The 16,557-nt window shown below is 43.5% G+C and carries 19 protein-coding genes and 1 tRNA gene; 2 read left to right on the forward strand and 18 right to left on the reverse strand.

Features of this window, described 5'->3' with window-relative positions; translation table 11 throughout:
* Positions 1-209: 209 nt before the first annotated feature.
* The 9 genes from WFI24_RS19245 to rpsF form a co-directional block, all read right to left on the reverse strand.
* The gene (locus WFI24_RS19245; protein WP_336763369.1) at positions 210-2,036 is read right to left on the reverse strand and encodes an oligopeptide ABC transporter substrate-binding protein; all 1,827 of its coding nucleotides are present in this window, start codon (positions 2,034-2,036) and stop codon (positions 210-212) included.
* 19 nt (positions 2,037-2,055) lie between these two features.
* Positions 2,056-2,961 (reverse strand): ABC transporter permease, encoded by a 906-nt coding sequence (locus WFI24_RS19250; protein ID WP_336763371.1) that lies wholly within the window; start codon positions 2,959-2,961, stop codon positions 2,056-2,058.
* Positions 2,962-2,988: 27 nt separating this feature from the next.
* Entirely contained in the window at positions 2,989-3,951 is a 963-nt protein-coding gene (gene opp4B, locus WFI24_RS19255; protein ID WP_336763373.1) for an oligopeptide ABC transporter permease, read from the reverse strand.
* 7 nt (positions 3,952-3,958) lie between these two features.
* Positions 3,959-4,891 (reverse strand): ABC transporter ATP-binding protein, encoded by a 933-nt coding sequence (locus tag WFI24_RS19260; protein WP_336763375.1) that lies wholly within the window; start codon positions 4,889-4,891, stop codon positions 3,959-3,961.
* A gap of 4 nt (positions 4,892-4,895) precedes the next feature.
* Complete coding sequence (locus tag WFI24_RS19265; RefSeq protein WP_145324974.1) at positions 4,896-5,894, reverse strand: ABC transporter ATP-binding protein; 999 nt, start codon at positions 5,892-5,894, stop codon at positions 4,896-4,898.
* Positions 5,895-6,624: 730 nt separating this feature from the next.
* On the reverse strand, positions 6,625-7,218 hold the full coding sequence (locus WFI24_RS19270) for a M15 family metallopeptidase (protein ID WP_336763378.1): 594 nt from the start codon (positions 7,216-7,218) through the stop codon (positions 6,625-6,627).
* Between the two features lie 216 nt (positions 7,219-7,434).
* Positions 7,435-7,707 (reverse strand): 30S ribosomal protein S18, encoded by a 273-nt coding sequence (gene rpsR / locus WFI24_RS19275; RefSeq protein ID WP_017691433.1) that lies wholly within the window; start codon positions 7,705-7,707, stop codon positions 7,435-7,437.
* A gap of 56 nt (positions 7,708-7,763) precedes the next feature.
* Positions 7,764-8,249 carry a single-stranded DNA-binding protein gene (gene ssb / locus WFI24_RS19280; RefSeq protein ID WP_017691432.1) on the reverse strand — a complete coding sequence of 162 codons (486 nt, stop codon included), beginning with the start codon at positions 8,247-8,249 and terminating at the stop codon, positions 7,764-7,766.
* A 48-nt stretch (positions 8,250-8,297) separates the two neighbouring features.
* Positions 8,298-8,591: a 30S ribosomal protein S6 gene (gene rpsF, locus WFI24_RS19285; protein WP_036611944.1), complete on the reverse strand. Its 294-nt coding sequence runs from the start codon at positions 8,589-8,591 to the stop codon at positions 8,298-8,300.
* A gap of 202 nt (positions 8,592-8,793) precedes the next feature.
* Between rpsF and WFI24_RS19290 the strand changes: the two genes are divergently transcribed.
* Positions 8,794-8,988 carry a YjzC family protein gene (locus WFI24_RS19290; RefSeq protein ID WP_145324976.1) on the forward strand — a complete coding sequence of 65 codons (195 nt, stop codon included), beginning with the start codon at positions 8,794-8,796 and terminating at the stop codon, positions 8,986-8,988.
* 378 nt (positions 8,989-9,366) lie between these two features.
* On the opposite strand, the gene WFI24_RS19295 is transcribed toward WFI24_RS19290, so the two are convergent.
* The 4 genes from WFI24_RS19295 to WFI24_RS19310 form a co-directional block, all read right to left on the reverse strand.
* Positions 9,367-9,457: transfer RNA gene (locus tag WFI24_RS19295), tRNA-Ser, on the reverse strand.
* A gap of 103 nt (positions 9,458-9,560) precedes the next feature.
* Positions 9,561-9,770 (reverse strand): DUF951 domain-containing protein, encoded by a 210-nt coding sequence (locus tag WFI24_RS19300; protein ID WP_036611950.1) that lies wholly within the window; start codon positions 9,768-9,770, stop codon positions 9,561-9,563.
* Positions 9,760-10,698, reverse strand: coding sequence for a mechanosensitive ion channel family protein (locus WFI24_RS19305; protein ID WP_336763389.1), 939 nt, complete (start codon positions 10,696-10,698; stop codon positions 9,760-9,762). The genes WFI24_RS19300 and WFI24_RS19305 overlap by 11 nt, the downstream gene beginning before the upstream one ends.
* 14 nt (positions 10,699-10,712) lie before the next feature.
* On the reverse strand, positions 10,713-10,976 hold the full coding sequence (locus tag WFI24_RS19310; protein WP_017691427.1) for a DUF3343 domain-containing protein: 264 nt from the start codon (positions 10,974-10,976) through the stop codon (positions 10,713-10,715).
* Between the two features lie 117 nt (positions 10,977-11,093).
* Here WFI24_RS19310 and yyaC point away from each other — a divergent pair, with 117 nt between their 5' ends.
* Entirely contained in the window at positions 11,094-11,699 is a 606-nt protein-coding gene (gene yyaC, locus WFI24_RS19315; protein ID WP_336763392.1) for a spore protease YyaC, read from the forward strand.
* On the opposite strand, the gene WFI24_RS19320 is transcribed toward yyaC, so the two are convergent.
* The 5 genes from WFI24_RS19320 to noc form a co-directional block, all read right to left on the reverse strand.
* Entirely contained in the window at positions 11,674-12,174 is a 501-nt protein-coding gene (locus WFI24_RS19320; RefSeq protein WP_145324979.1) for a DUF4446 family protein, read from the reverse strand. The two genes, yyaC and WFI24_RS19320, sit on opposite strands and share 26 nt — an antisense overlap.
* A 133-nt stretch (positions 12,175-12,307) precedes the next feature.
* A complete protein-coding gene (locus WFI24_RS19325; protein ID WP_336763394.1) occupies positions 12,308-13,465 on the reverse strand; it encodes an aminotransferase class V-fold PLP-dependent enzyme in 1,158 nt (385 codons plus the stop codon).
* Between the two features lie 161 nt (positions 13,466-13,626).
* The gene (locus WFI24_RS19330; protein WP_336763396.1) at positions 13,627-14,472 is read right to left on the reverse strand and encodes a ParB/RepB/Spo0J family partition protein; all 846 of its coding nucleotides are present in this window, start codon (positions 14,470-14,472) and stop codon (positions 13,627-13,629) included.
* A complete protein-coding gene (locus WFI24_RS19335) occupies positions 14,465-15,226 on the reverse strand; it encodes a ParA family protein (protein ID WP_024629525.1) in 762 nt (253 codons plus the stop codon). The genes WFI24_RS19330 and WFI24_RS19335 overlap by 8 nt, the downstream gene beginning before the upstream one ends.
* A 185-nt stretch (positions 15,227-15,411) precedes the next feature.
* Positions 15,412-16,230: a nucleoid occlusion protein gene (noc, locus tag WFI24_RS19340; protein WP_062836524.1), complete on the reverse strand. Its 819-nt coding sequence runs from the start codon at positions 16,228-16,230 to the stop codon at positions 15,412-15,414.
* Between the last annotated feature and the right edge of the window lie 327 nt (positions 16,231-16,557).

Consider the following 16,557-nt stretch of genomic DNA (forward strand, 5'->3'; position numbering starts at 1 on the left):
AAAAAAAACATGAACCCCATACACCCATGCCAGAGTGTACAGAATCCATGTTTTTAAAGACACGTTTGTTCATTCTCCCAAGAGAATTCTTTGCTATAATCTAGCAACCGACATCTTAAAGGACCCCAATCCTTAATCGGTGTTAAGCTGTTTCAGGTAACCTTTTCTTCCAATTTGGACACTTAGAGATAGATGCCAATTTAGAAGGATTACTCAGCTACAACTGCTTTGTCTGCATTAACTTGCAGGTCGCTCAGGTAAACGCCTGTTCCATCACCAATCGCATAGTTCATTACACGTTTGTTAACCGGTGCCACCACTGCACGATACAGTGTAGGGAATACAGGAACTTCATCTACCATGTACTGCTGCCATTGATTGTAGATTTCTTTACGCTTGTCTACATCAAATGCCTCAGCAGAGATACCTTGTGCCAGCAATTTGTCATTCTCTTCGCTGGAGAATCTGGAGAAGTTGTAGAGTGCATCACGGCCATACAGACCAGATGGATCTACGTCAATACCAACGCCCCATGCTGCTTGATATACGTCTACGTTTGGATCATCTTTACCTGTGTTGCCTACACGATCATAGAAGCTGTTGAACTCAACCATTTCCAGGTTTACTTTCAAACCAATTGCAGCCCATGACTGAACATAATATTGAGCCAGTGGCTGTGCAATATCTCCGCCCGTCATCGAAATGAAATTAATTTCGAGTGGTGTTCCATCCGGATTGGTACGGAATTCACCATCCAGTTTGTACCCAGCTTCATCAAGCAAAGCTTTCGCTGCTTCTGGATCATACGTTACACCCGGATTACTGGAATCATGGAATTCTGGATGAGATGGTGGAATCAGAGTTGTTGCATTCCAGCGCAGACCGTTGTAGAAACGTTTACCTACTTGGTCATTATCTACAGCCATCCACATTGCTTTACGCAAGTTTTTGTCGCCCATTTTTGCTTCGGCATTACTTACAACTTTTCCGTTCTCTTCATCCCACGTACCCAGTTTGAAACCGATGTACGTATAAGCACGATCGATTGCGCCCAGGAATTCTACGTTGGACAGGTTAGCATTGTCTTTATATTGTTCTGTCGGGAATGCATCCACGAGGTCTACCCCGCCAGATTTCAGTTCTTGAACAACCGTTGTCGGGTTGATAACTTTCAGAGTCACTTTGTCCAGTTTTGGAGCTCCACGCCAGTAGTCTTCGTTCTTAACATAAGTTACAGACTCACCCGGAGTGATGACATCCACTTTAAATGGACCAAAACCAATTGGTTTTTCACGTACTTCTTTGGAAGAGGACATTTTGGCTACATCCATATCTCCGAAGATATGTTTAGCCAGTGGATACGTCCATACGCCACCTGTCAGCAGGGACGGTGTGGATTCTTTATACGTAATGCTGATTTGTTTGTCGCTCAGCACTTTAATACCAGAGATTGTTTTTGCTGTTCCAGCATGATATTCGTCCATACCTACGACACTAGTGAAGTTGGAGTCGTAACGTGGACCATCATACGCTTTGTCACCGATTACTTCATAAGCAAATTGCAGATCTTCAGCCGTTACCGGCTTGCCATCATGCCAGTTTACATTGTCACGAATGGTCAGTGTGAATGTTTTTCCATCTTCGGATGTTTCATATGTTGCTGCACCATCGTTGGTGTATACATAGTCTTTATCCCATGTAAGCAATGCCTCATCAAACCATTGCAGTACCTGAACATCCGGGTTACCAGAATAGAAGTTGTAGTTCAGTGTACCTTCAAAAGCCGTATCCGATACAAGTCCGAATGTAATCGATCCACCCTCGATCGCAGTACCCTCATTCGTTTTGACATTGTTGAAGTCTTCAATGGAGTAAACGCCCTCTTCATTAGCAGGTTTTTCCTCTGTTTTTCCCTCTTCTGTGTTTGTAGCTGGAGCTGGAGTAGCTGCTTCTTTCTCCGAGCATGCTGCGAGCACCAATACAAAGACCAGCATCATCGTGAAAAATAGTCCCCGTGAAAATAATCCCTTTTTCATGAACCTTTCCTCCCTTTTTTTAACCTCTTCTTTGTCTTGCATCAGTCGCACGCTTTAGGGCTTGACCGACATTATTTATACTCAACATCAATACCAGAATCAGTACCGATGCGGGTAGCCATATCCACCATCTGGATTCCAGGGTTTGCGGATTTTGAGCATAGCTTACGAGTGTTCCAAGACTGGGCGTACTCTCGGGAAAACCAAATCCCAAGAAAGACAGCCCGGATTCGAGGCCAATGTTAGCAGCAAGATTCAATGTCATCGTTACGATGATAATCGAGCTCAGGTTCGGAAGAACCTGTGAGAAAATGATCTTCAGATGGGATGATCCCAATGTTTTTGAAGCTTTTACATATTCAAGTTCTCGCTCCTGCAATGCCTTAGACCGAATCAACCTAGCAATTCCCATCCATAGGAAGGCAGTCATGATTAGCGAGAACGAAGTAATATTATATTTGGGTACTGCTGTAACAAACGCAATAACGATCATCATAAATGGAAGAATCATGAAGAAATCCACGATACGCATGAATATGTTGTCAATTATTCCTCCAAAGTAACCGGACAGTATACCAATCACGATCCCCAAGAAACCTGTCATTACCGTAACCAAAATTGCAATGGATAATGAGTTCCGAGTACCTATGATTAGTTGTCCGAAAACATCACGACCTCCGTAATCTGTTCCTAGCCAGTATTGTGCGGAAGGCGGCTCATATAAAGCGAATAGATCCACTTTAACGATTTCGTCCTGATCCAAGATCAGAGCAGTTCCATAGACTAGTAATAAAACCAGTCCCAAAAATATGAGCGAGATTAGTGCCACCTTATCTCGTACAAGCTCCCTCCACAAGATACTCAAGCTAGAAGGGCTCTTATCAATCTTCTGTGAAGTTGCAACGACATCATTGGCCTTGCTCATCTTATTCACCCCGAAATCTTCAAGTTCTTACTTGATCCGTATACGTGGATCTACTAATCCCAGAATAATGTCAGATAACAGCGACCCCAGGATTGTAGCTATACCAAATAGTAGGACAAGCGCGGTCACAACACTAAAATCTCGAAGAGAGATTGAGTTAAGGAACAGCTGTCCCATGCCTGGGTAACTGAATATACTCTCAATAAAAATAGTACCGCCGATAAGTCCCGTAATCTCATAACCGAAGAATGCGGCAATCGGTAGTAGAGAGTTCCTTAAAATATGCCTGTTGTAAACTCGTGATTCCGAAGCACCCTTGGCTCGCGCAGTAAGAACAAATTCTTTATGCTTGATATCGATAATTTCGCTACGTAAGTATTGGACGGTTGATACCGTAGCAATCAATGCCATGGATAATGCCGGTAATAACAAATGATAGAATTTGCTTGCAATGTAACTGAATGTTCCTGATGTAAGTCCAGGGGCCACGCTACCTCCCGTCGGGAATAAGCCAAAGTGGAATCCAAAAATCCATAACATAACCAGTGCAAAAATGAACAACGGTGCTGCGAAGCCTAAATAGGTGTAACCCGTAATTAATCGGTCAGACCATGTATCATTGTAACGACCACTGATAATACCAAGTGGGATCGCAATTAAATAAGTGAACACAAGTGTTGCAAAAGCTAGCCAGAATGTATTTGCAATTCTTTGACCAATTAGATCAGCAACTGGCATCTTGAATCGAAAAGATTGACCAAAGTCGCCTTGCGCAGCATTTCTGATCCAGTCCCAATACTGTACGTACCATGGATTATTAAGTCCAAGCCGTTCCCTCTGTTCATCCAAAGCTTTAGGATCAATACTTGGATCGAGCAGGCCGGTTAGTGCATCTCCCGGCATCGCTTTGGCCATCAGAAACACCAAAAGACTTAGTAAAAAGATTTGAGGGATCATAATCATGAGTCTTCGTACTATTATTTTCCACATATGGCCTTCAACCTTTCTGAGGTAGAGCTACTCGGTGAGTATCGGAAATGGATTTGAGCGAGTATGCAAGCCCTTCCTCATCAAAGAAATTTCGGTATGAATGTTCATACTCGGATTTGACCTGTTGACGGAAGGCTACCATTTCCTCTCGTTTGGTTGGGTCCATATCCGGAATGGCTGCAATGAGACGTTTGGTATAGATGTGTTGCGGATTCTCAAAAATATCATTCGTTGTGCCCTGTTCCACATATCGACCTTTATACATAATTCCAATCTGATCACACATATGACGGATGATGCCTAGATCATGACTGATGAACAGGTAGGTCAGATTCAATTCTTTTTGAATCTCCTTCATGAAGTTAAGTACTTGAGCCTGTACCGATACGTCCAGCGCTGATACAGGTTCATCCGCGATAATCAGCTTCGGCTTCAGTGCAATGGCCCGTGCAATTCCGATTCGCTGCCGTTGTCCTCCGGAAAATTCATGAGGATACTTATAGATCGACTCAGGACTCAGTCCTACCTTTTCAAGCAGATCCCTGACTTGTCTCTTCTCTTCCGTAGCTGTCAGCCGCTCGTAGTTGCGGAGTGGTTCGGCAATAATGTCGATAACCCTCTTCTTGGGATTCAGTGAAGAGTAAGGATCCTGAAAGATCATTTGCACATCGCGCTGGAGCTGTCTGTCTTTACGCCGCTCCTTGGCAAGATCCTTGCCGTTGAAAAGAATTCTCCCAGCTGTCACATGGTTGAGACCAATAACGGCTCTCCCAGTAGTTGTCTTGCCTGAGCCTGACTCACCAACAAGACCGTAGGTCTGCCCCTGCTCAATGGAGAAGCTCACATCGTCAACAGCTTTGATATTTCCAATTTCCCGTTTGAGCAATCCACCGCGAATCGGAAAGTGTATCTTGAGTCCTTCTACTTCGAGTAATGCCATTATGTTATTCCTCCTCAGCTTGGTCAGGGAAATGAAAGTGCTGGTAACAGGTACAACGTACATAGTGACCTGGTGCAATTTCATGCATCTGTGGGTTCTCTTCATGAGCCGAATCACTAATCCATGGAATTCGGGCCTTGAATCGGCACCCTTTGCGAGGGAGATTTTTGAGTGAAGGCACGATGCCTTGGATAACATGCAATTTGGATCTTTCTTCAGATAGGGTAGGGATAGAGTTCAACAGTGAACGTGTATACGGATGCTTCGCATCATTCATCAACGTGAAGATATCTGCGATTTCAACAATTTCACCTGCATACATAACTGCCACACGATCTGCCATCTCAGCCACAACACCCAGATCATGTGTAATCAGAATAATGCCTGCGTTAATCTCATTCTTCAGATCACGGATCAGTTCCAGAATCTGTAGTTGAATCGTAACATCAAGCGCCGTCGTGGGTTCATCGGCTATAAGTAGTTCCGGTTTGTTGGCAATCGCGATGGCGATGACAATTCTCTGTCTCATACCACCAGATAATTCGTGGGGATACTGCTTGTATATTTGTTCGGGACGTGGAATCCCTACCTGATTCAATAAGTGAATAACCTTTTCTCTCTTCTCTCTGGAAGAAAGCTTGGACTGATGAAGTGTGAGGATCTCTTCAATCTGTTCACCAATAATCATTAGAGGATTTAGTGCGGACAATGGGTCCTGAAAAATCATGCCCATTTCTTTACCGCGTAGCTTATTCAACTTGTTTGGGGAGATGTTGGCAATGTCCTGGCCTTTATAGAGAATCTGGCCTTCAATTTTTGCTTTGTTATGCAAACCCATAAGAGAGAATGCAAAAGCACTTTTACCTGACCCGGATTCGCCTACAATCGCCAACACTTCATTTTTCTTCACCGTTAGGTTAACGTGATCCACTGCTGCGTAATAGTCATCTTCAATTCTGAATGATGTTGTTAGATTTCTGACTTCCAATAGCTCTGTATTCAAATCAATCACCCTAACCCCATAATTTCCGTAGATTGTGTTCGTGTGCAGAAGAATGCATCTTCTGCATATTTCCAAGTTCTTGAAGATAACGAACAATAGCTTATACAAAATACCAAATCTTTAGGAGAATCACGTTTAAGAGACGTCTATTTAGACCATTGGTCAATTAATGTTGATAATTCCTAGCGGAATAATAATGGAAAATAATTAATGTAATCATACGTGTAATTTTAGCTAACGTCAATGCTTATTTTGAGATTTTTGGTATAAATGTTTTTTATACTACAGATTTGGATATTAGTAATGTTATAAAGGCATTTCGCAAGGGGTTTGAGAGATCTTGTCCTACTTTTAGCTGGAAGGTATATATAATCAATTGATCATTTTAACATATACCTTACATCATATTTACATCAATTGTGTAAGTATATGTTGAGTTGAGTAGTGGGAATCTCTAATTCAATGTGAGGTGAATGTTATATGTTTGAGTGTTAACGATTCTAGAACAATAGCTCTATGCTTTTCATGTGGAGTCCTTAATCTTACATTGGATATAATTAGTGCGACCAAAGTAGAAAATCTAGTTATTATAGTATAGTTTCATTTATTTGCTTATGTAAAGACCAAATTGTAATCTTTTATCATTTATTTTACAAAAGAAAGAAAAAAGCCCTGCAAAATGCAGGGCTTTTCTAATATTTATTCATATCAGTGTATATATAATACCTCTTTACTTCGTTTCTGGCGGTCTTTTACCACGTTTTAACTCATTGATACTGAGACCAAAATCCATCTGTAAGTGAGGATAATCTGGGAAGTTAGCCCAGTCACCGCCCCACGTGAAACCTAACTCTTTCGCGAGTTCCACTACTTCCATCCAGTCAGCCTGGCCATTCTTGTTATCATCACGTTCCATATCCCATACCACATCACCTTCAGGCGTCCTTAGTGCAAAATCAATCGCTAACCCATAGTTATGATATGACTCACCGCCACGTGCATTAGTAACAATATTGCCTGCACTTGAGCGTCCTTGGTTAAACAATGCATCTTGCTCATCGGAACTTCGGTAACCGTGGGTTATAACGATCTCTATTCCACGTCTGGCTGCCTTGCGTATCAATAATTCCTCATTCTCTGCCACTACAGGGTGAAGACCCGTAATTGGGGCAGCATCTTGGATAGGTGTCACTGGCCACATGTTATCAATATCACCTTTTTGCTGTAACCATACATATATAATGGAAAGTATTAGTGTAGCTACGATCCAAGTTTTCAAACTTCTATTTTTTTTCTGTTTGCCTTTACGTTTTGAAGTATTCATGTCCACTCCTGATGTTTATTCTGAATGACGACCATTCCTGCTGCCTGGATCTTTCAGTCGATTAGACTCTATTATAATTCATTTGAGCCTTAAATGCTTCCATCACCACAGTATTGAATTCTTTCACATATTAGAGTGGACATGTTATTTCTATTCATACATACAAAAAAGCAGCCGGCTATAAGCCGACTGCTTCGTATGCAAGCTGAGTAAAAACTACTCAGTTGTGTATGGCAATAATGCGATTTGACGGGAGCGTTTGATTGCAATCGTCAGCATGCGTTGATATTTAGCGCTAGTACCTGTTACACGGCGTGGCAAAATTTTTCCACGTTCGCTGATAAATTTACGAAGCAAGTCCGTATCTTTATAATCGATGTGAGTAATTTTGTTAGCTGTGAAGAAGCACACTTTACGACGTTTATTACGGCCGCCACGACGTGCCGGTCTTTTATCGTTGTCTCCGCCTTCTCTTTGCTTGAAGCCCATGCTTTTCAGTCCTTTCCTATCATGTAACCCATATCTCCTAAGAGTATCAGCTCATGTTAAAATGGCAAATCATCATCCGATATATCAATCGGTTTTCCGTCATCGGAAAAAGGATCCTGATTGTTGCTACGCGAATTATTGTTATTGTTCGCGCGTCCGCCGCCTCCATAAGAAGGCTCTTCACGCATTGGTTGCCCACCGCCGCCACCGCTATTATCACGGTTAGCTGACTCCAAGAAACGGACATTATCGGCAATGACTTCGGTCACGTATACACGTTTTCCTTCGTTATTCTCGTAGTTCCGTACTTGAATGCGTCCTTCGACTGCAGCCAGGCGTCCTTTGCGCAAGTAGTTCGCACAGGTCTCGGCAAGCTGTCTCCAGGTTACGACCGGAATGAAATCGGCTTCCTTTTCTCCCCCTTGGCTTGTAAACGGTCTGTCCACTGCCAAAGTAAATTGCGTAACTGCTACTCCTGCTGGAGTGTAACGCAACTCAGGATCCCGGGTTAACCGGCCGATCAGAATGACACGGTTCAACAATGTAATCCCCTCCTTCAGAGCGTATTGGTGCGTTGATCACGAGTAGTCTTAAGCAGACTTAACGTCGTTGGTAATGAGATAACGAATAACTTCGTCAGAAATCTTCATGAGACGCTCAAGTTCAGTTACAACTGCTGGTTCAGCAGTGAAATGTACCAGAACATAAAAACCATCACGGAATTTCTTGATCTCATACGCAAGACGGCGTTTACCCATAACGTCGTGAGCTGTAACTTCACCACCGCCGTTGGAGATGATGCCTTGGAATTTATCGACTGTAGCTTGAACAACTTCTTGCTCAATGTCAGGACGAATAATGTACATCACTTCATATTTGCGCATAATTTTCACCTCCTTATGGACTCTGGCCCTCAATCTAGGTTGAGAGCAAGGAACGAGCACAAACTCGAACTATATTAATATAACAAAAAACAAGCCAAAGTGCAAGCAAACGTTCCCTGTACATATTGGCACATGATCACCCGAGCTCTGGTGCACACTAGAGAAGCAACACTGAAACATAATCTGTAGAGGAGGTTTTATCATGGGTGAACAAACCGAGTTCGAACCAGGGGACAAAGCCCCCAATGATGGTGAGTATACCGAGATTGGCGAAAACAGTTTTCACACGGAGATTAACAATCCAAAACGAGTAACGCTACAAAAGGGCGAAGCTTTCCCGGAAACAAGCAATCATAATCGCAAGTGGAAGAAGCTGACCAAGGCCCGTGTCCACTAATCAACATTTTTTTCAGCTCCATGTATATAAACCGGAATAAAGCACATAATACAATCAGGCGGTGCACGAGAGAGGTGTGGTTCCGTTGGACAACGAAGCCGATCATTCGCTGTTGGAGATTCATCACGTAATTTAAGAAGCAAGTGGTTGTGTGTTGTAAGGCCCTTCGTCTGAAGCACGCGTATTGCTACGTGCAGTATACCAAGTTTCTGATTGTTACGACCGATTGTTTCCTAACAAACAAATGCACCGCCGGACAGAGAGCCCTTCGGGGCTCTTTGTTTTTATACAAGGTTAAACAAAAAGACCTTCCTAATGGAAGGTCTTCTTAACGATCTTTTATTAAACTCAACAGAATTGAGTAAATTGTAATTGAAGTGGCGGAAAGGGTGGGATTCGAACCCACGCACGCTGTGACACGCCTAACTGATTTCGAGTCAGCCCCCTTGGGCCTCTTGGGTACCTTTCCGCAGCAATACTGATTATAGCATGATCATTTACAGAACGCAACACCCATACGGGGCCTACATGTAAACGTTATTACGAACATTACATCCTGAAATATTGCGATGTCAGGATTCTGTGGAATCTTCGGCTGACCGCAATACCTTTTTCATGTTTTTTTCAAATTTCGCTCTTGGAATCAACACACTGTGTTTACATCCAACACACTTGATCCGAATGTCCATTCCCATTCGAATGATCTCCATTTCATTACTGCCACAGGGATGTTGCTTCTTCATCTGCACAATATCCCCAAGCTGGAAACTTTTACGCTCCACCAGTGCCATCCCCCTCATCTTTCTCCAGAGCTACTGCCTGTTCCAATGCTGCCTGATTGCTCATCTCATGATACTCCAGTGTTTTTTTAACATCGCCCTGAATCTGACGTTCCACCGAAGCACGAGAATTAGGCATACATTCAGCTACAATTCGTACCACATACTCTGATGTAGACATCGACTGAATACCGAGTACATCCGGGACCTTCACAATATTCAGATCACGTTCCTCGATCCCAACCAAAGATTGTTTCACCAGGTGTACAGACTCATCCAGACTCATATCCGCCTTCATCGGAATATCCACTACAGCTAGCGAATTGGACATGGAGTAGTTCGTTACACTTGCAATCGCCCCGTTCGGGATAATATGCACCTCACCTTGCCAGCTGACCAGTTTGGTTGTTCTGAGTCCGATCACTTCAACCGTTCCCTTGTAGGTCCCCGTCTGAATAACATCCCCCACCGCGAATTGATCCTCTAATATAATGAAGAAACCCGTAATAACATCCTTAACCAGACCCTGTGCACCGAAACCAATGGCAAGTCCGAGCACACCGGCACTCGCCAGCAACGGTCCAACTTGGATATTGATCTCTGATAACAGTAGCAGAATCATAATAAAATTACCTGTTATGGAGGTCGCATTTTTCAACAGTTCCCCTACGGTTACGAATCTGCGCGGATTTACGCGAATCTTACCTTCCTGCTTGCGTTCCATCGAACGATCTATAATTCGAAATACAACCTTAATGACAATACGGGTGATGATAAAAATAATGATAATCCGGATTGAGCTGAACATAATATTAAGCCACATATCAGGATCTGCAATTTTGTTCCAGACTTTATCTGTCCAACGAAGGGCTTCATTCACAGCACCAGTAGCACCGGTCCCATTCCCTTGAGCCAACTGAAATGGCAACATCCATTATCTCTCCTCTACATCGGTATGTTATCATAGCTGTCTTCTGTTTTGAAATAGAGGCCACGGATCTCTACGAACTCGTTACGAATGATCTTCTGCACTCGCTCCAGATCCTCTTTTGGAAACTGGATACATAGCGCACAACCTGCTGTAATTTCTTTTGGCGTAGGGAACAAGTCGATCTCTATCTCAGCAAACTCCAGCAGCATTTCAGCACGTAGTGCCTGCTGGGTTGAATCAAACGCAATCAGCATCCAATCGTTAATCCATTCGTCCATATCCCGCTCCTTTCACCATACGTCCAACCCTTGAGAAAAAGCTTGTCCTCGTGAAGTATAAAACGCTCTACCTTTCCATATACTGTTACTACTATTCCAAGGGAAAGGATAGATCCTATGAATCCTACTTCGCGTTCCTTTTCATCACAAGACATGACCAGTTTGAAGATCCCCCATACCGATCCAGGCATTCACTCTGCCATTACCCATCGTTTAATGTTCCATCTCTATAAAGCCCATTCTCTGCAAAATGTAGTGATCGTCTGCATCGGCACAGATCGCTCAACAGGCGATTGTCTTGGTCCTCTGGTCGGATCAGCACTTTCCAAGTGGGACAGCCCTTTATTTCATTTGTACGGTACCTTGGATGAACCAGTTCATGCAATGAACCTTCAGGACACACTCCACAACATACAGCAAACACACCATAACCCATATGTGATTGGGATTGATGCCTGTCTAGGTCAGTCATCCAGTGTAGGATGCATTCAAGTCGTGAATGGCCCACTCAAGCCCGGTGCGGGGGTAAATAAAGAATTACCGCCGGTCGGCGATATCCATCTGACAGGTATCGTTAACGTCGGCGGCTTTATGGAATACTTTGTCTTACAGAACACACGGCTTAGTCTCGTCATGCGCATGTCCGAGATTATATCCAGCAGTCTGTATTCGGCCATTCGGGAATGGCATACACGTTCTACTCTGCTTGCTGTGCCAGAGTAATAGCTTCCTTTTCCTCTGGGGACAGAGTGTACGTGGACTCTCCCCCTTTAAGAGGTTTTGCATATACATAAGAACCGTCACGGTTATATATCCCCGTAAGGATCATCCCATCCTGGCTATCGTTAATCATGGCCATCGAGAAACTCAGATCACTGCCACGCTCTCCATAAGCATTGTATCTTTTCACGCCAACTTTACCTTGAATGCGGGTCAGCTTTTGCATGACAATTTGCAGCTGATTCGTTTGCAGTTTGTGTTCATCCTCAATGCTGTCCATCTGAATTTTCAGATTAATCAGCAATGATTCAAGGTCCTCCACTCCACTGCCAGCCATCATGGCTTCATATTTACGTTTAAACTTTCGTAACTTTGCCCCTTGAGCAATACTTACAATCAGCAAGATCACTGTAAGTAATGCCATTCCGCCAATAATCCATAACAGCTGTTCCAGAATCAGCTCGTTTAATTCAGCCATGTAAGTGCAACTACCCCTCTATATTTTTGATCAGATTACGTCTGTCTGTAATACTACCATTCATTATAAATCAACCCGATATTCATAAGCTTAATCATGCAGTACTGCGTCAAATGAATACGTCATGACAACTCTAATCTATTCTCCCTGTCAGTTCCAATACTGCCTTAACGAACACATCGACATGTTCTCTTGTCGAGTTGTATCCCACACTAGCTCTTACCGCTCCGGTAGCGGTTGTGCCAGCTGATTCGTGAGCAAGCGGTGTACAATGAAAACCGGAGCGCACTGCAATCCCATAATTCCGGTCTAATCGGAAAGCAAGTTGTGCCGAATCATACCCTTCCACAGTAAAAGATACTAACCCGGTACGGGGCTGTCCCATCTCCGGACCTAGCATTCGAATGCCTTTAACGGAAGATAGCCCATCCATCATATGTTGGGTCAGTTCCCACTCGTGTTGGTAGATGAACGCCGGTGTCATCTCAAGTACATGTTTCACACCCGCATTCAGCCCTGCGATCCCGACAGTATTGGGTGTTCCCGCCTCATACCGATCAGGACGTACCTTTGGCTGCTCCAGAGCTTCTGACTGGCTTCCTGTTCCCCCATGAAGCAAAGGCTGCACATCCAGCTCAGGCGCAATGTACAGGCCACCTGTTCCCTGAGGACCAAGCAGTCCCTTGTGTCCCGGAAAAGCCAGCATATCGATGCCCAATTGTTGCACATTCACAGGCATGACCCCAGCACTCTGAGCTGCATCTACTAGTAATATCGCCTGATATTTACGACATAGGAGCGATATTTCCCCAATAGGAAGAATACTGCCAAGCAGATTGGAACTATGTGTACAGACCACCAACTTGGTATTTGAACGAAACATACGTTCCATTTGCACCAAATCGATGGCTCCTGCATTGTTTACAGGTACATAATCAATCTCTACATTTCGCGATCTGCGGATATACTCTAGTGGTCGTCTGACTGAATTATGTTCAGCCATGGTAGCAATGACATGATCGCCTTCGCTAAGCAAACCTTGAATAGCCAGATTCAGAGCTTCTGTCGTATTTGATCCAAATGAAACATCATTGGCATTCTTGATGCCAAACATATCAGATATCGATTTTCTGGCCTCGAAGAGTACACGACTTGCCTGAACAGCCATTCGGTGACTTCCTCTGCCGGGATTGGCCCCTGCAATCTCCAATGCACTCAACATTGCTTCACCGACAGCAGGTGGTTTGGGCCAAGATGTTGCTGCATGATCCAGATAGATAATTCCCTCCACCTCACAACCACCTCTGTCCCATAAGTTAGTTATTCACCTGCACGTATTGCATAGATCACCCTGTAAACAAAGAATGACATATCGTTTCTCCATGGTACAGAGGCGATATGTCATGACATGAGTAAGCCCCGCATGTTGTTAATGAATCATCGATCCGACTATTATTGCAACAATTCCAATAGCCGCTCTAGATCCTGTTGACTGTAGTAGTTGAGCTCAATTTTACCTTTATCTTTATTGTGCTTGATTTTCACTGTTGTTTTGAAACGTTCACGCAGCGATTCTTCCACCGTATCAATGAATGGATCTTTCTTTTTCAGCTTCGATTTGGCTTTAGCCTCACCTGTTTTGGACCGGTCCAGTTGTTGAACGGCTTCCTCCAACTCACGCACACTCCATTGCTGATCAATGGTTTGTTTGGCAAGTTGCTTCACCATAACCTCATCTTTAACACCCACGATCGCGCGTGCATGTCCCATAGATAATGTTCCACGTGAAACATGGTCTTTTACTTCTTCGGGCAATGATAACAGACGCAAGAAGTTAGCAATGTGAGAACGTGATTTACCTACTTTTACAGACAACTCTTCCTGAGTCAACGCGAATTGGTCCATTAACCCCTGATAAGCAACTGCAACTTCCATGGCATTCAGATTCTCCCGTTGCAGATTCTCGATCAACGCAATCTCCATTACCTGCTGATCACTGAAGTTGCGAACTACAGCGGGTACGGTGGCATTACCACAATATTGCGATGCTCTGAACCTTCGTTCTCCGGCAATAATCTCATAACCTCGTAATACAGGACGAACAATAATAGGTTGTATGACACCATGCTGACGGATAGACTCAGCCAGTTCATGTATTGCGCCTTCATCAAATACTTTACGTGGTTGATAGGGGTTAGCCCGCAGTTGACTAATCGGGATTTCTACGACTTTATCATCGTCATTAATTGAAAGCGAAGGAATGAGGGCATCAAGACCTTTTCCAAGCCGCTTACTCATAAGAAATCACTTCCTTTGCGAGCTCTAAATACACTTCCGCCCCTCTTGACCGAGGGTCATACGTGATAATGGATTGACCATGAGATGGTGCTTCGCTAAGCCGTACGTTACGCGGAATAATCGTTTGATATACTTTTTGTTGAAAATACTTTTTCACTTCTTCAATAACCTGAATCCCCAGATTGGTCCGTGCATCAAACATCGTCAGCAATACTCCTTCAATCTGCAAGGAAGTATTCAGATGCTTCTGTACCAGACGAACTGTATTAAGCAATTGGCTTAATCCTTCAAGTGCATAATACTCACACTGAATCGGAATGATCACCGAATCGGAAGCAGTCAACGAATTGATCGTTAACATACCAAGGGATGGTGGACAATCGATCAGTATGTAATCATAGTTTTTTTTCACCATGGCGAGTGATTTTTTCAGGCGAACTTCCCGTGATATCGTGGACACCAATTCGATCTCGGCTCCGGCAAGCTGAATCGTTGCAGGTATGATATGAAGGCCTTCAATCTGAGTCTCCACAATCGCTTCTTGAGGAGGAACCTCATTAATAATGACATCATATATACAATTAGCCACATCTGCTTTATTGATTCCGACTCCGCTAGTTGTATTCCCCTGAGGGTCAATATCGACAAGCAATACTCTTTTCCCGAGTGAAGCCAGTCCTGCACCCAAGTTAACAGATGTCGTCGTTTTCCCCACACCGCCCTTTTGATTTGCTACGGCCATAATCTTAGACAATTACTTCACCTCAAATAAAATAGGAGTCTTTTCTGTAGGTTGTGAGATATTGTTAACAAAAAGCAGGTGGCTATCGTCCACACAAACAACAACTACCGTTCCATCCATATACCGTTCTCTAAACATTTCAGACCCAACTTGCTTTATAGACATAAAAAGCGGCCCATTGCCGCCATAAGCTTCAATTATTTGCGTTTTGGAATATGGATAACGATCTCGTAATGATCCTCATGGTCTGCTTCTTTTGTTTTGATATCCAGACCAGAGCCAGTTACCATATCAATGGATTGGCGAATCGTATTAAGTGCGAGTCTTACGTCCTTGGTAAAGGAAACGCGTTTTGACTTTTTGATCTTGGAAGATTCCTTGTAGAAGGCAACACGTGCCTCAGTCTGTTTCACATTCAATTCTTTTTCGATAATCTCACCGAGCAACTTCATCTGCAGTTCTTCCGTATCGAGAGAAAGTAATGCTCTTGCATGCCGTTCAGAAATTTTGCGTTCCATCAATGCGGCCTTAATGCCTTCCGGGAGCTGTAACAACCGAATCTTGTTGGCGATGGTTGACTGGCTTTTGCCGAGTCGTTGTGCAAGACTCTCCTGTGTCAGTTGATGCAAGTCGATCAGCTTCTGATAAGCAACGGCTTCTTCAATTGAAGTCAATCCTTCACGCTGCAAGTTCTCAATCAGTGCAATGGACGCGGCCTGAGAATCGTTGAATTCACGTACAATAGCCGGAATCGTATCCAAACCCAGTTTTCGAACTGCACGCCAGCGACGTTCCCCGGCAATAATCTCATATGATCCATTTCGCACGCGAACGACAATAGGCTGAATTACGCCATGTGTTTTGATCGTCTGCAACAACTCATCAATTTTATCATCATCAAAAATAGTACGGGGTTGATATGGGCTGCTCACAATTTCATTAACCGGAATCTGTTTGATCTCATCTCCGTTATTGCGCTCCGCCAAACCAAACAACTTCGAAAATTGTTCTTTCATTCCGCAGATTACCACCTAGTTTCGTAATAGCTCCCACAGTCTTTGCAGGTGCTTCTTATTCAATAAGCGACCCTTCACATGCATCGTTCTTGGAATAAGTTTTGCCTTTTATAACGCTTCCTGTCATGCAACATTGAACGCATATCCATCTATCTATACATATAATCTATGATCGCTGTAACCCAGGATCGGATACTTCTATTCTATCATCTTTTCTATCATAATCCTATGCTTACCTATTCTTTAAACTCCTCTAATTTTCCTGCTTTTTCTGTGTGAATATTAGAAATATAACGACTTGTACACATTCAATTTCTGAAAGTGTTC

It is taken from the genome of Paenibacillus sp. USHLN196 (assembly GCF_037144955.1).
Taxonomy (GTDB): domain Bacteria; phylum Bacillota; class Bacilli; order Paenibacillales; family Paenibacillaceae; genus Paenibacillus; species Paenibacillus xylanexedens_C.

Bases quoted from the DNA above. Each gene is read 5' to 3' on its own strand.
- WFI24_RS19245 (WP_336763369.1), bottom strand. From the start codon at position 2,036: ATGAAAAAGGGATTATTTTCACGGGGACTATTTTTCACGATGATGCTG.
- WFI24_RS19250 (WP_336763371.1), bottom strand. From the start codon at position 2,961: ATGAGCAAGGCCAATGATGTCGTTGCAACTTCACAGAAGATTGATAAG.
- opp4B (WP_336763373.1), bottom strand. From the start codon at position 3,951: ATGTGGAAAATAATAGTACGAAGACTCATGATTATGATCCCTCAAATC.
- WFI24_RS19260 (WP_336763375.1), bottom strand. From the start codon at position 4,891: ATGGCATTACTCGAAGTAGAAGGACTCAAGATACACTTTCCGATTCGC.
- WFI24_RS19270 (WP_336763378.1), bottom strand. From the start codon at position 7,218: ATGAATACTTCAAAACGTAAAGGCAAACAGAAAAAAAATAGAAGTTTG.
- rpsR (WP_017691433.1), bottom strand. From the start codon at position 7,707: ATGGGCTTCAAGCAAAGAGAAGGCGGAGACAACGATAAAAGACCGGCA.
- rpsF (WP_036611944.1), bottom strand. From the start codon at position 8,591: ATGCGCAAATATGAAGTGATGTACATTATTCGTCCTGACATTGAGCAA.
- WFI24_RS19290 (WP_145324976.1), top strand. From the start codon at position 8,794: ATGGGTGAACAAACCGAGTTCGAACCAGGGGACAAAGCCCCCAATGAT.
- WFI24_RS19305 (WP_336763389.1), bottom strand. From the start codon at position 10,698: ATGTTGCCATTTCAGTTGGCTCAAGGGAATGGGACCGGTGCTACTGGT.
- WFI24_RS19310 (WP_017691427.1), bottom strand. From the start codon at position 10,976: ATGGACGAATGGATTAACGATTGGATGCTGATTGCGTTTGATTCAACC.
- yyaC (WP_336763392.1), top strand. From the start codon at position 11,094: ATGAATCCTACTTCGCGTTCCTTTTCATCACAAGACATGACCAGTTTG.
- WFI24_RS19320 (WP_145324979.1), bottom strand. From the start codon at position 12,174: ATGGCTGAATTAAACGAGCTGATTCTGGAACAGCTGTTATGGATTATT.
- WFI24_RS19330 (WP_336763396.1), bottom strand. From the start codon at position 14,472: ATGAGTAAGCGGCTTGGAAAAGGTCTTGATGCCCTCATTCCTTCGCTT.
- noc (WP_062836524.1), bottom strand. From the start codon at position 16,230: ATGAAAGAACAATTTTCGAAGTTGTTTGGTTTGGCGGAGCGCAATAAC.